Here is a 13,235-nt window from a genome sequence, read left to right on the forward strand (position 1 = left end):
CGGCAACCTCATGAGACCTCCGGGATCCCGAGGCTGCCGGCCAGCGGCCGGCACTACCGCAATCTGTGGTGGGTGCCGACCGTTGGTCGGCACGCCTACTTGCCGTCGCTTTCCGCGTCGGCTTCGAACAGGTGCATCAGGTCGTTGCGTGCATCGCGCGAGGTCTGGATCACCGCCGCCTCGTCGTCGTAGACCAGGTACTGGTCGCGCAGCAGCTGCTCGTCGTGCTCACGGAAGCGCTGCACGTGGCGTTCGGCCACTTCAGGTTCAACACCCAATGCAGTCAGCACGCGCCCGCTCATTTCCAGGCTGGTGCCGAACACTTCGCGGAACGGCTCGGCCGACATGTCCATCAGGCGCCACGCGTGCTGGCGGTTGCGTGCACGCGCCAGCACCTTTGCGTCCGGGTACAGCCGGCGCACCATGCGCACCGCGCGCAGGTTGGTCTCCGGGTCGTCCACGGTGATCACGAACACATCGATGTGCTCGCCGCCGGCTGCGCGCAGCATCTCCGGCCGGGTCGGGTCGCCGTAGTACAGCTGGTTGCCGAAGCGGCGCAGGTCGGCCACGGTATCGGGGTTCGCTTCCAGTGCCACGAACGGCACCTTCTGCGCGGTCAGCAGGCGCGCGATGACCTGGCCGAAGCGGCCCATGCCGGCAATCAGCACCTTCGGCCGGTTGTCTGGCGCCACCTTGTCGGCCTCGGCTGCCTCGCGCGGCGTCGCCTTCTCCTGGCCGAGCAGCTTGAGCAGCGCGATCATCAGCAGCGGCGTGATCGCCATCGACAGGCCGACGATCGCCACCAGACGGTCATGGTTGGCGTTGCCCAGCAGGTGCGCGCGCTGCGCTTCGTTGAACACCACGAAGGCGAACTCGCCGCCCAGCCACAGCACGCTGCCCAGCAGCAGCGACTGTCGCGAACTGAGCTTTGCGATGCGACCGATCACGTACAGCAGGCTGAACTTCACCACCAGCAGGATCGTCACCCCGGCCGCGATGAGCCACGGCTCGGCAACGATGCGGTCGAGGTCGATGCCCATGCCCACCGCAATGAAGAACAGGCCCAGCAGCAGCCCCTTGAACGGCTCGATCTGCGCTTCCAGTTCGTGCCGGAACTCCGAATCGGACAGCAGCACGCCGGCCAGGAACGCGCCCAGGCTGGGGCTGAGGCCGGCCTCCTGCATGAACCAAGCGGTGCCCAGCACCACCAGCAGTGCGGTGGCGGTGAATACTTCCGGGCTGCGGGTACGCGCGATGATGCTGAACACCTTGCGCAGCACCGGTCGCCCGCACAGGATCACCACCGCCAGCGCGCCGAGCGCCACGGCGGCGTCTTCCCAGCGCAGGGTCTCGTTCTTTACCCCACCCAGCAGCGGGATGGCCGCCAGCAGCGGAATCGCGATCAGGTCCTGGAACAGCAGGATGGCGAACCCGAGTCGGCCATGGTCGCTGTTGATCGCCTTGTGTTCGGACAGCAGCTGCAGGCCCACCGCAGTGGATGACAGCGCCAGCGCCACGCCCACCACCAGCGCGCTTTTCCATTGGAAGTGGTCGAGCAGCAGCAGGCCGCCCAGCACCAGCCCGGACAGCGCCACCTGCGCCGCACCGGCGCCGAACACCGAGCGCCGCATGACCTTCAGGCGTGCCGGTGACAGCTCCAGCCCGATCACGAACAGCAGCATTACCACACCGATCTCGGCGGCACCGAGGATGCGGTCGGCATCCTGCACGAAGCCCAGCCCGTCCGGGCCCAGCACCACACCGGCCGCCAGGTAGCCCAGCACCGCGCCGAAGCCGAACTTCTTGAACACCGGCACGGCGATGACCGCCGCCAGCAGCAGCACCAGGGCCAGTTCCAGACCACCGCTATGCATGGGAATACCTGGTCATCGGCGGAGCCCGCTGTGCGTCCATTCGGGTGGGGGAAGGGGTGGTGAGTGCCACCGCGTCATTATGCGCGCCGGCCTGTGTATGCACGAGAACAACCGGCCGGGTCGCGCCGCAGGGCTGCCGGGTTGACCTGCATGGCCCACGGGTCCAGACTGCCCGCCGCTGGCGGCGCGTCCGCCGGCACACGCATCCCGGAGTCCCCAACCCATGTCCAGCGACAGTAGAAGTCGACCTCGTTCGACGCCAGTGATGGCCACCGCCTGACATCGGGACGGTTTGCCTGCGTCGGCGTTGCGCGAGGTCGCACCCCCACAAGGCAAAACCGATGAACCAGAAGCAATTGTTGCGCCCGGTGGCCGATGCCGCCGCACTGGCCGCACCGCTGGCGAACTACAACACCGCCGACGCGGTGGAATTCCTCAATACGCTGGAACTGACGCGCGCCGCGGAAACGCTGGCGGCGCTGCCGTTGCCGCGTGCGGTGAAGATGCTGGAAGCACCGGAGCTGCATCGCAGCGGTGAGCTGGTGGCCGCGCTGCCGCCGGCGCGGGCTGCGGCTCTGCTGGGCCTGATGGCCGACGACCGTGCCACCGACATCGTCCACGAGCTGGACGAAGAGGAACGCGCGCGGCTGATCCCGCTCCTGGGCACCGATGCCCGCCAGGCCATCCAGAAGCTGCTCAGCTATCCGCCGAATACTGCCGGCGCACTGATGACCACCGAGTATGTGGCGGTGCCTGCCAGCTGGACGGTGGCGCAGACCCTGCAGCACATCCGCCAGGTCGAGCGCACCCGCGAGACGGTGTACGCGATCTACGTGCTGGAGCCGGCCAGCCAGCAGCTGCAGCAGGTAGTGACCATGCGTCGGCTGATCACCGGCCTGCCCGAGGAATCGATCCTGGATGTGGCCCAGGTCAATCCGCCGGTGACCGTGGATGCGCTGATGGACCAGGAGGAAGTGGCGCGGCTGATCCGCCGCCACGACCTGCTGGCGATTCCGGTGGTCGACGACCAGCAGCAGATGCTTGGCATCGTCACCGTGGACGACGTGCTCGATGCGCTGATCGAGGAGTCCACCGAAGACGCGCACAAGTTCGGCGGCATGGAAGCGCTGGACAAGCCGTACATGCAGATCGGCTTCTTCGAGATGCTGCGCAAGCGCGCCGGCTGGCTGAGCGTGCTGTTCCTGGGTGAGATGCTGACCGCGAGCGCGATGCAGCACTACGAGGATGAACTGGCGCGCGCCGTGGTGCTGACCCTGTTCATTCCGCTGATCATGAGTTCGGGCGGCAACTCCGGCTCGCAGGCCACCTCGCTGCTGATCCGCAGCCTGGCGCTGCGTGAACTGCGCCTGCGCGACTGGTGGAAAGTGGCCCTGCGCGAAGTGCCCACCGGCATGGTGCTGGGCGCGATTCTCGGCTGCCTGGCCATCGTGCGCATCGTGATCTGGCAGTTGGGCGGCCTGCACGACTACGGCGAGCACTGGATCCTGCTGGCGATCACCATCGGCGCCGCGCTGGTCGGCATCGTCACATTCGGTTCGCTGTCCGGCTCCATGCTGCCCTTCATCCTCAAGCGGCTCGGCTTCGATCCCGCAAGTGCCTCGGCCCCGTTCGTGGCCACCCTGGTGGATGTGACCGGCCTGGTGATCTATTTCAGCATCGCCGCGATGATCCTGCACGGCACGCTGCTGTAACCGGGCCGTCATCCACGCATGGCGTGGATCTACCGCAAAAAAAGGGGACGGAGGGCATCAAGTCGTTTGTGGCACAAACGACTTGATGCCCTCCGTCCCCTTTTTTGGGTACCGTAGGCGCATGAGTACCTACCACCTGCAGTCCGTGTTTCGCCCGCAGTCGGTCGCGGTGATCGGCGGCAGTCCGCGTGAGCGTTCGGCCGGCCGCGCGGTGATGCGCAACCTGCGTGGCACTGGCTTCCCCGGCAAGGTGGCCTGGATCAACCCGCGGCATGCCGAGATCGATGGCATCCGCACGATCAAGCGGTTGAAGGATCTGGACTGGGTACCGGACCTGGTCGTCATCACCGCACCGGCGGCGATCGTGCCGCAGGTGGTGCGCACCGCCGCCGAACGCGGCGTGCAGGCCGCGATCATCCTCACCGCGCATCTGGGCGAAGGCCCGGGCTCGTTGTCGGAACAGGTGGAAACGGTGGCGCGCAAGCTCGGCCTGCGCATCCTTGGCCCGCACTGCCTGGGCGTGATCGCACCGCATGCGCGGCTCAATGCCAGCATCGCCGCGCACTTCCCGCAGGCCGGTGACCTCGCGCTGATCTCCGAATCCTCGGCCATTGCCGCCGCGCTGGTGGAGTGGGGCGTGGCGCGCTCGGTCGGCTTCTCCGCCGTGGTCTCGCTGGGCGATACGATGGACGTCGACTTCGGCGACCTGCTCGACTATTTCGCCACCGACTACCGCACCCGCGCCATCCTGCTCTATGTCGAGCAGATCAAGGATGCGCGCAAGTTCATGTCGGCCGCGCGTGCCGCCGCGCGTGCCAAGCCGGTGGTGGTGGTGAAGTCCGGCCGTGCCGAGCGCGTGCAGCCGGGCAGCCGCGATACCCATGTGCAGGCCCTGGCCCGCGCCGACGATGTGTACGGTGCTGCCTTCAACCGCGCTGGCCTGCTGCGCGTGGGGGCGCTGGACGAACTGTTCACTGCCGCCGAATCGCTGGGTCGGTTGGGGACGTTCCCCGGGCGGCGCCTGGCCATCCTCAGCAACGGTGGTGGCGTGGGTCGCCTTGCGGTCGACCAGTTGATCGCGTTGCGTGGCACGCTGGCCAACCTGTCCGACAGCACCATCGAGAAACTCGACGCGGTGCTGCCGCAGGGCTGGTCGCGCAGCAATCCGGTCGACATCGTGGTCGACGCCGATGGCGACCGCTATGCTGCGGCCATCGAAGCACTGCTGGCCGACAACGAGAATGACGCGGTGATGGTGGTCAACGTGCCGACCGCATTCACTTCATCTGCAGACGCCGCACAGGCACTTACCCGTACGCTCGGACTGCGCCCGCGCCATCACCGCGACAAGCCGGTATTCGCGGTGTGGCTGGGCAATGATGACCAGGCCACCGCCACGCTCAACGCGGCGCGGGTGCCGACCTATCCGACCGAGGCCGAGGCGGTGCGCGGCTTCCAGCATCTGGTGCGTTACCGCGAAGCGCAGAACGCGCTGATGGAAACGCCGCCCAGCCTGCCGCAGGACTTCAGTGTCGACACGGCGGCCGCACGCGCGCTGGTCGATGCGGCGCTGGCCAACGGCCAGCAGTGGCTGGACCCGCTGGCCACCCACGAACTGCTCAAGGCCTACGGCATTCCTTCCGCGCCGGTGATGCATGCGCGCGATGCGCACGAGGCGATGGACCTGGCGCAGCCGCTGCTGGAACGTGGTGCCACCGTGGCACTGAAGATCCTGTCACCGGACATCCCGCACAAGTCGGAAGTGGATGGCGTGCGCCTGAACCTGTCCACGCTGCCGGCGGTGCAGAGCGCGGCCAACGCGATCCTGTCGCGCGCACGCCAGCTGCGGCCGGATGCACGCATCGATGGTCTGCTGGTACAGCCGACCATCGTCCGCCCGAAGGCGCGCGAACTGATCGTCGGCATTGCCGATGACGCGACGTTTGGTCCGGTGATCGTGGTCGGTCGCGGCGGCACTGCCGTCGAAGTGATCAACGACAAGGCACTGGCGCTGCCGCCGCTGGACCTGCGCCTGGCCCACGAGCTGATCGGCCAGACCCGAGCCTCGCGCATCCTCAAGGCCTACGGTGATGTGCCCGCCGCTGACGAGCGTGCACTGGCACTGGCGCTCGTCAAGCTGGCACAGCTGGCCGCCGACATTCCCGAAGTGCGCACGCTGGACATCAACCCGCTGCTGGTCGACGGCAAGGGCATCCTCGCCCTCGACGCCCGCGTAGCGGTGGCGCCATCGCGCATCCTGCACAAGGGACGTGGCCATCCACGCTTCTCGGTGTTTCCGTATCCGAAGGAATGGGAACGCACCATCGAACTGTCCGACGGCGGCCGTGCCTTCGTGCGGCCGGTGCGGCCGGAGGACGACGCGCTGTTCCGCGCGTTCTTCGCACGGGTCAGCGACGAAGACCTGCGCCTGCGTTTCTTCCAGTCGGTGAAGCACTTCAGCCACGAGTTCATCGCCCGCCTGACCCAGCTCGACTATGCGCGTTCGATCGCACTGGTGGCGATCGAGCCACGCAGTGGCGAAATGCTGGGCGCGGTGCGCCTGCACGCCGATGCCGATTACCACCGTGGCGAGTACGGCATCCTGATCCGTTCGGACCTGAAGGGCCACGGCATCGGCTGGCGGCTGATGGCGATCATGATCGAGTACGCCAAGTGGCTGGGCCTGGACGTGGTCGAAGGCCAGGTGCTGCGCGAGAACAGCACCATGCTGGCGATGTGCCAGAGCCTGGGCTTCAAGACCAGGCTGGATCCAGACGATCCGACGGTGATGATGGTGACCCTGCCGGTACAGCAGGTAGAGGTGCCGGCACCGGACTTGTAGAGTCGAGCTTGCTCGACTGTCGCCATCGGGAAGCAGTCGAGCAAGCTCGACTCAAACGACAGGTTAGCGGCGGGGCGCCACCAACACCGCCGGGCCCAAGCACAGCACCTCGGTCAGCCCGGTCATCACGTCGGTGGCGTCGTAGCGCATGCCGATGATGGCGTTGGCGCCCAGCTGCCGTGCATGCCTGACCATGTCGCGGTAGGTTTCCTCGCGGGCCTGCTCGCACAGTTCGGTGTAGATGGTGATGTTGCCGCCGAAGATCGTCTGGATGCCGCCCAGGAAGTTGCCGACGATCGAGCGCGAGCGCACGGTGATGCCGCGGACCACGCCCAGGTTGCGCACGACGCGATGGCCGGGCAGCTCGAAGGCGGTGGTGACCAGCGCATCGTCGAAGCGCAGCGCGGGCGGGGAAGGGGAGCCGCTGTTGTAGGGGTCTGCCATGGTCGCGTCCGTGTCGTTGCCTTCTGTAGAGTGGAGCTTGGCTCGACTGGCTGTGGAGCAGTCGAGCTTGGCTCGACTCTACAACGCAATCGCCCGTTGCGGCATGGCTCCGTCACCGTGATGGCGCGACAATAGCCCCATGACCGACCGTATTCCCCTGTTGCTGCTGCCCGGCCTGCTCAACGACGCCGAGCTGTGGCGCTCACAGTTGGCTGACCTGGCCGACATCGCCAATTGCACGGTGGGCGACCAGACCCGCGGTGAAACCCTGCAGGGCGTGGCCGAGGACGTGCTGGCGCAGGCGCCGGAGCGCTTTGCGCTGGCAGGTTTCTCGCTGGGCGGCTTCGTCGCCCAGCAGATCCTGCGCATCGCGCCGGAGCGCGTGCTGCAGCTGGCGCTGATCGATACCTCGATCCATGCCGATTCGCCGGAACGTGCCGAGCAGCGCCGCAGCCAACGTGCCAGCGTGCGCCTTCCGGGAAAATTCCTCGGCTTCGGTGACGTGCTGCTGCGCAGCTACATCGATGCCTCGCGGCTGGACGACTACGTGCTGGTGCAGCGTGTGCGCGACATGACCGCGCGGTTGGGCGCCGAAGTGTTCCTGCGCCAGAGCGCGCTGGAGCGCCGCGATGGCCACGATGTGCTGGCTGGGTACCGCGATCCGCTGCTGATCGTCTGCGGCGCAAACGACCGCATCACGCCGCTGGCGGTGAGCGAGGAGATGCACGCCCTGGTGCCGCACTCGCAGCTGGTGGTGGTGCCTGATTGCGGGCACCTGGCACCAATGGAGAAACCGGACGAAGTGAGTGCGGCGATGCGTGGGTGGTTGCTGCAGAAGTAGGCCAAAGCCGCTTCTGGTGGGTGCGGACCTTGGTCCGCACGGTGTTTCAATGATCGATCAGAGGTCAGTGCCGACCAAGGTCGGCACCTACGATTCCGATCCGTAACCGCGGTTGTGGGATCAATCCCAGGCCGGGGCAATCCCTTCCGGATTCGCCAGGCGATGGCCGCGATCCAGCTTGGCGATCTGTGCCATGTCTTCGTCGGTCAGGCGCACGGCCGCCGCTTCCAGGTTGGCCGCCAGGTTCTCGCGCTTGGTCGACGACGGGATCACCGAGAAGCCCTGCTGCAGCGCCCACGCCAGTGCAACCTGCGCCGGCGTAGCCTGGTGACGGCCGGCAATGGCCTGGATCACCGGGTCCTTCAGCACTTCGCCATAGGCCAGGCTCATGTAGGCGGTGATGTGGATGCCGTTGTCCTGCAGGAACTTCACCAGCAGGCGGTTTTGCAGGTACGGGTGGATCTCGATCTGGTTGGTGGCGATGGCTTCGGCACCGAGGATCTCGATCGCCTTGCGGGTCTGCGCGATGGTGAAATTGGAGATGCCGATCTCGCGGGTCAGCCCCTGCGCCTTGGCTTCGGCCAGTGCCGGCAGATATTCCTCCATCGGCACATCGACCTTGTCATTCGGTGACGGCCAGTGGATCAGCGCCAGGTCGACGCGGTCGGTGCGCAGCTTCTCGAGGCTGGTGCGCAGGCTGGCCAGCAGCGCATCGCGCTTGAACTCGGTGATCCACACCTTGGTGGTCAGGTACAGATCATCACGCGACACGCCGGACTCGGCGATGGCCTGGCCGACCTCGGCTTCGTTGCCGTAGATCTGCGCGGTATCAATGGCGCGGTAACCGACCTCCAGCGCATTGCGCACCGAGTCGATCACGGTCTGGTCTTTGAGGCGGAAGGTGCCGAGACCGAAAGCGGGGACAGTCATGGGAAGCTCCAACGGGGGAAGGGAGTAGCAGAGGCAAGAGGGTAGGACAGGCACCGTATGCATGCCGGCAACGGTGCATTGCATGGATCAATGCGCGGTGGCGGCAATGCCGTCGGCGCGGTGGTCGACGCCATCGCGGCGGTCGAGGCGGCCACTGAGCACGGTCAGCGCATAGGCCAGTACGACCACCAGCGCGCCCAGCCAGGGCGTATGCATCAGGCCGATGTGCTCCACCACCAGGCCGCCCAGCGAGGCGCCCATGGCGATGCCGACGTTGAACGCGGCGATGTTCAGGCCCGAGGCCACGTCGGCCGCCTGCGGCGCGTAGCGCTGCGCCTGCTTGACTACATACACCTGCAGCGCCGGCACGTTGCCGAATGCCACCGCGCCCAGCGCCAGCACCGTCAGCAGCATCAACCAGGTGTTGTAGGCAGTGAACGTGAGCACGAACAGCACCAGTGCCAGCAGTCCGAAGATGCGCTTCAGCGCGGGCACCGGACCCAAGCGGTCGGCCAAGCGCCCGCCCCACAGGTTGCCGATCGCCACCGACACGCCGTACACCAGCAACACCAGGCTCACGGCGTTGGCCGGAAGGCCGGTGACGTCCTGCAGGATCGGCGCCAGATAGGTGAAGGCCAGGAAGGTGCCGCCATAGCCCAGCGCGGTCATCGCATAGACCAGCAGCAGGCGTGGCTGGGCGAGCACGGCCAGCTGCTGGCGGAGGCTGGCCGGCGCACTCTGCGGCAGGTTGCGCGGTACGAACAGCAGCGCGCCGATCAGGGCGACCACGCCGAGGCCGGCCACCGCCAGGAAGGTCGCCCGCCAGCCCAGATGCTGGCCGATGAAGGTGCCCAGCGGCACGCCGGTCACCAGCGCCACGGTCAGGCCAGTGAACATGATGGCGATCGCGCTGGCCGCCTTCTCCTTCGGCACCACGGCGGTGGCGATGATCGCGCCGATCGAGAAGAACACGCCGTGCGCCAGGCCGGTGAGGATGCGGGCGATGATCAGCGAGGTATACCCGGGTGCCATCCAGGCGACGACATTGCCGAGCGTGAACAACACCATCAGCGCCACCAGCAGTTGCTTGCGCGGTACGCGTCCGGTCAAGGCGGTCAGCACCGGCGCACCGACGGCCACGCCCAGCGCGTACAGCGAGACCAGCAGGCCGGCCGAGGGCAGGCTGACCTGCAGGTCGCCGGCGATGGTCGGGATCAGGCCGACGATGACGAATTCGGTGGTGCCGATGGCAAAGGCACCGAGGGTCAACGCCAGCAGGGCGAGGGGAATGCCACGGGTCATGACAGGGTCCAGCAGGAAGAAGAGGCTGCGCAGTCTGCGCCGCCGACCTTTGCCGAAAAACCGGTCTTCACGCCAATCACTATTGCCGTGCAGTCAATAATAGAGGCATGAAGATCACTCTCGATGAAATGCAGGCGTTCCTTTCGGTGATCGACAGCGGCTCGATCAGTGCCGCCGCCGAGCAGCTGGGGCAGACGCCCTCGGGCGTGAGCCGCGCCCTGGGCCGGCTGGAGGACAAGTTGGGGATCACCCTGCTGACCCGTACCACACGCCGCCTGCACCTGACCGCCGAGGGCGAGGCGTTCCTGCGCCATGCGCGCGCGATCATCGATGCGGTGGAATCGGCCGAGGAACAGATGGCGGCGCGCCGCGAGCGCCCGGCGGGGCGCCTGCGCGTGGATGCGGCGATGCCGTTCGTGCTGCACGTGATCGCGCCGCTGGTGGCCGGCTATCGCGCGCGTTACCCGGAAGTGCAGCTGGAGTTGAACAGTTCCGACCGTTACATCGACCTGCTCGAACGGCGCACCGATCTGGCGATCCGGATCGGCCCGCTGGCCGACTCCACCCTGCATGCGCGGCTGCTGGGCCGCTGCCAGCTGCGGCTGGTGGCCAGCCCGGACTACCTGGCCAGGCACGGTGAACCGGCCGGCGTCGCCGCGCTGGGCCAGCACACGCTGCTCAGCTTCAACGAGCCGGAATCACTCAACCGTTGGCCGCTGCCCGGAGAATCGGATGGGCTGCTGCTGGTGCGGCCGGATATCGCCGTGTCCAGTGGCGAGACGCTGCGCCGGCTGGCGGTGGAAGGTGTGGGCATCACCTGCCTGTCCGACTTCGTCACCGATCGCGACCGCAGCGCCGGCACTCTGGTGCAGGTGCTGGCGGCGCAGACGCTGGATGTGTACCAACCGATCCATGCGGTGTACTACCGCAACACCGCCGTATCGTCGCGGATCAGCTCGTTCGTGGATTACCTGGCCGACGCGATGGCGCAGAGCGACTACGTGCGCTGAGGTTGCCGGGCCGCGGGCGGGCCGGACCCGCCACCGCCCGGGAGGGGGCGGGCGCGGCGCGGGGCCCCCCCCCCGGCCCCCCACCCCCCCCCCCCCCCCGGGTCGCGCCGGCCGCTGGCCGGCAACCGGATCACTCAGGCCGCACGCGCCAACGCGTTCTTCGCCGCTGTTGTGGTCGACAGATCGAACACATCCACCGCGTCGATCAACCGGTTCGCCTGTTGTTCCAGGCTGCGTGCGGCGGCACTGGCTTCCTCCACCAGTGCGGCGTTCTGCTGGGTGGTGCCATCCATCTGGATCACGGTCTGGCTGACCTGCTCGATACCCGCGCTCTGTTCCTGCGAGGCCGCCGAAATCTCGGCCATGATGTCGGTCACCCGCTGCACCGACGCCACGATCTCGGCCATGGTGTCACCGGCCTCGCGCACGCGCTGTGCACCGTGCCCGACCTGTTCCACCGACGCTTCGATCAACGCCTTGATCTCCTTCGCCGCAGCGGCCGAACGCTGCGCCAGCGTGCGTACTTCACTGGCGACCACCGCAAAGCCGCGGCCCTGCTCGCCGGCACGCGCGGCTTCCACCGCAGCGTTCAACGCCAGGATGTTGGTCTGGAACGCGATGCCATCGATCACGCTGATGATCTCGGCGATCTGCCGCGACGAGGTTTCGATCGCGCCCATCGTCGCTACCACCTGGCCGACCACGCTGCCGCCGTGAGAGGCAACGGTATGCGCGCCGATCGCCAGCTGATTGGCCTGGCGTGCGTGCTCGGCGTTCTGGCGCACCGTGGAGGTCAGTTCTTCCATCGACGCGGCGGTTTCTTCCAGATTGGCCGCCTGCTGCTCGGTACGGCGCGAAAGATCATTGTTGCCGGCGGCGATTTCCGCTGCCGCAGTGTGGATGTTGCCGGAGGCGTGCTTGATGTCGGTGACGATGGTCGCCAGCTGCGCGGCGGTGGTGTTGGCATCGCCGGCGATACGCGCGAACACGCCCTGGAAATCGCCATGCATGCGCGCGCCGAGGCGGCCATCGGCAATCGCACGCAGCATGCTGGAGACCTCGCCGAGGTTCAGTTCGGTGGTCTGCATCAGGCGGTTCAGGCCTTCGACCATTGCGCGGAAATCATGCTCGAAGCGGGCACTGTCGCCGCGCTGGCTGAAGTCACCGGCGGCCGCCGCTTCGGCCAAGCGGCGGATCTCGCCGTTGATCGCGCCCAGGTTGTGCTTGACCGCATCCAGCGCTTCGGTGATTACCGCCTTCTCGCCGGGCAGGCGCTCCATGTCCTGGCTGAGGTCACCGATGGCGTAACGGCCCATGATCGAGATCGCGCGCATCTTGACTTGGATATGCGCGTCGACCAGCGTGTTGCAGTCGGCCACCATGGTGCCGAACGCGCCGGGGAAGGCACCGGCGTCCATGCGATGGCTGATGGTGCCGGCTTCGTGCGCCTGCGCCATCGCGGTCTGCGCATCGAGCACGCCGCGTAGCGTGGACTGCACCGCCTGCATGGCTTGTGCGAGGCGACCGATCTCGTCGCGGCTGCGCACCTGCACCACGTGCTTCAGGTCGCCGGCGGCCACCGCGCGGGCGGCCGCTTCCACCGCCAGCACCGGCTGCACCACGGCGCGTCGCAACCACCAGGCCAGTCCCATCAGCAGCAGCGCCGCGGCCAGCACGGTCAGCGCCGCGCAGAGCAGCAGGGTCTGCCGCGCCTGCTGCGAGCGCGCCGCCACCGCCGCTTCAGCCACCTGCGTGGCGTGCGTGCTCAACGCGTCCAGCGCACTCGCCACCGGGCGATCCTTGCCGCGCACGAGATCGTCGCCGGCGGCCGGCGCGTAGCTGGCTTCGGCAAAGGCCTGCAGCGCGGCGTGGTAATCGCGCTGCAGCTGCGCGTGCAGGCCGATGAATGCCTGCGCCAGTTCACGCGTGCGCGCATCCGGGCTGCTGACCAGGTCCTTGGCCAGCTGCTCGACCAGGCGGCCTTCGCTGTCGAAGGCCTCCAGGTGGCGCTGACGCAACGCGTCGTCGTGGCCGCGCAGCAGCACGTTCTTCCATTCCTGCACCTGGCCGCGGAATTCACGCTGCAGGCGTTCGGCATCGCGGCTGTGCGCGACTTCGGGCGGAACCTCGGTGGACAACTTCAACCAGGCGGAGGCCAGGCCCGCCAGAGCGCACAGCAGGACCACGGCCAGACCAACAGAAACCGCGCCGAGCAGCTTGGACTGCAGGCGCGGAGCACGGACAGACGCATTCATGGGAAAGAACTCTCGGGAAGGGGCA

9 protein-coding genes are annotated in these 13,235 nt (G+C 67.4%); 4 read left to right on the top strand and 5 right to left on the bottom strand.

What is annotated here, in order from left to right; genetic code table 11:
* Positions 1-95: 95 nt before the first annotated feature.
* On the bottom strand, positions 96-1,874 hold the full coding sequence (locus V3B46_RS07405) for a monovalent cation:proton antiporter-2 (CPA2) family protein (protein ID WP_154264790.1): 1,779 nt from the start codon (positions 1,872-1,874) through the stop codon (positions 96-98).
* A 341-nt stretch (positions 1,875-2,215) separates the two neighbouring features.
* Here V3B46_RS07405 and mgtE point away from each other — a divergent pair, with 341 nt between their 5' ends.
* Complete coding sequence (gene mgtE / locus V3B46_RS07410; RefSeq protein WP_126928145.1) at positions 2,216-3,586, top strand: magnesium transporter; 1,371 nt, start codon at positions 2,216-2,218, stop codon at positions 3,584-3,586.
* Positions 3,587-3,707: 121 nt separating this feature from the next.
* Entirely contained in the window at positions 3,708-6,428 is a 2,721-nt protein-coding gene (locus V3B46_RS07415; RefSeq protein WP_329891541.1) for a bifunctional acetate--CoA ligase family protein/GNAT family N-acetyltransferase, read from the top strand.
* Positions 6,429-6,491: 63 nt separating this feature from the next.
* Here V3B46_RS07415 and V3B46_RS07420 read toward each other — a convergent pair whose 3' ends face one another.
* Positions 6,492-6,872 carry a YbjQ family protein gene (locus V3B46_RS07420; protein ID WP_329891542.1) on the bottom strand — a complete coding sequence of 127 codons (381 nt, stop codon included), beginning with the start codon at positions 6,870-6,872 and terminating at the stop codon, positions 6,492-6,494.
* 139 nt (positions 6,873-7,011) lie between these two features.
* Between V3B46_RS07420 and V3B46_RS07425 the strand changes: the two genes are divergently transcribed.
* The gene (locus V3B46_RS07425; RefSeq protein ID WP_329891543.1) at positions 7,012-7,713 is read left to right on the top strand and encodes an alpha/beta fold hydrolase; all 702 of its coding nucleotides are present in this window, start codon (positions 7,012-7,014) and stop codon (positions 7,711-7,713) included.
* A 120-nt stretch (positions 7,714-7,833) separates the two neighbouring features.
* Here the strand turns inward: V3B46_RS07425 and dkgB are convergent, their stop codons facing one another.
* Both dkgB and V3B46_RS07435 read right to left on the bottom strand, forming a co-directional pair.
* Positions 7,834-8,643: a 2,5-didehydrogluconate reductase DkgB gene (gene dkgB, locus V3B46_RS07430; protein ID WP_154264785.1), complete on the bottom strand. Its 810-nt coding sequence runs from the start codon at positions 8,641-8,643 to the stop codon at positions 7,834-7,836.
* A gap of 87 nt (positions 8,644-8,730) precedes the next feature.
* Complete coding sequence (locus V3B46_RS07435) at positions 8,731-9,945, bottom strand: MFS transporter (RefSeq protein ID WP_154264784.1); 1,215 nt, start codon at positions 9,943-9,945, stop codon at positions 8,731-8,733.
* 107 nt (positions 9,946-10,052) lie between these two features.
* On the opposite strand from V3B46_RS07435, the gene V3B46_RS07440 reads away from it, so the two are divergent.
* Positions 10,053-10,955 (top strand): LysR substrate-binding domain-containing protein, encoded by a 903-nt coding sequence (locus V3B46_RS07440; RefSeq protein WP_329891544.1) that lies wholly within the window; start codon positions 10,053-10,055, stop codon positions 10,953-10,955.
* Positions 10,956-11,089: 134 nt separating this feature from the next.
* On the opposite strand, the gene V3B46_RS07445 is transcribed toward V3B46_RS07440, so the two are convergent.
* Complete coding sequence (locus V3B46_RS07445; RefSeq protein ID WP_329891545.1) at positions 11,090-13,210, bottom strand: methyl-accepting chemotaxis protein; 2,121 nt, start codon at positions 13,208-13,210, stop codon at positions 11,090-11,092.
* Positions 13,211-13,235: the final 25 nt, after the last annotated feature.

The sequence above is a fragment of the Stenotrophomonas sp. SMYL11 genome, from assembly GCF_036320005.1.
Taxonomy (GTDB): domain Bacteria; phylum Pseudomonadota; class Gammaproteobacteria; order Xanthomonadales; family Xanthomonadaceae; genus Stenotrophomonas; species Stenotrophomonas maltophilia_A.

What these genes read in the sequence shown, in the direction of transcription:
- V3B46_RS07405 (WP_154264790.1), bottom strand. Translation starts at nt 1,874, where the DNA reads ATGCATAGCGGTGGTCTGGAACTGGCCCTGGTGCTGCTGCTGGCGGCG.
- mgtE (WP_126928145.1), top strand. Translation starts at nt 2,216, where the DNA reads ATGAACCAGAAGCAATTGTTGCGCCCGGTGGCCGATGCCGCCGCACTG.
- V3B46_RS07415 (WP_329891541.1), top strand. Translation starts at nt 3,708, where the DNA reads ATGAGTACCTACCACCTGCAGTCCGTGTTTCGCCCGCAGTCGGTCGCG.
- V3B46_RS07420 (WP_329891542.1), bottom strand. Translation starts at nt 6,872, where the DNA reads ATGGCAGACCCCTACAACAGCGGCTCCCCTTCCCCGCCCGCGCTGCGC.
- V3B46_RS07425 (WP_329891543.1), top strand. Translation starts at nt 7,012, where the DNA reads ATGACCGACCGTATTCCCCTGTTGCTGCTGCCCGGCCTGCTCAACGAC.
- dkgB (WP_154264785.1), bottom strand. Translation starts at nt 8,643, where the DNA reads ATGACTGTCCCCGCTTTCGGTCTCGGCACCTTCCGCCTCAAAGACCAG.
- V3B46_RS07435 (WP_154264784.1), bottom strand. Translation starts at nt 9,945, where the DNA reads ATGACCCGTGGCATTCCCCTCGCCCTGCTGGCGTTGACCCTCGGTGCC.
- V3B46_RS07440 (WP_329891544.1), top strand. Translation starts at nt 10,053, where the DNA reads ATGAAGATCACTCTCGATGAAATGCAGGCGTTCCTTTCGGTGATCGAC.
- V3B46_RS07445 (WP_329891545.1), bottom strand. Translation starts at nt 13,210, where the DNA reads ATGAATGCGTCTGTCCGTGCTCCGCGCCTGCAGTCCAAGCTGCTCGGC.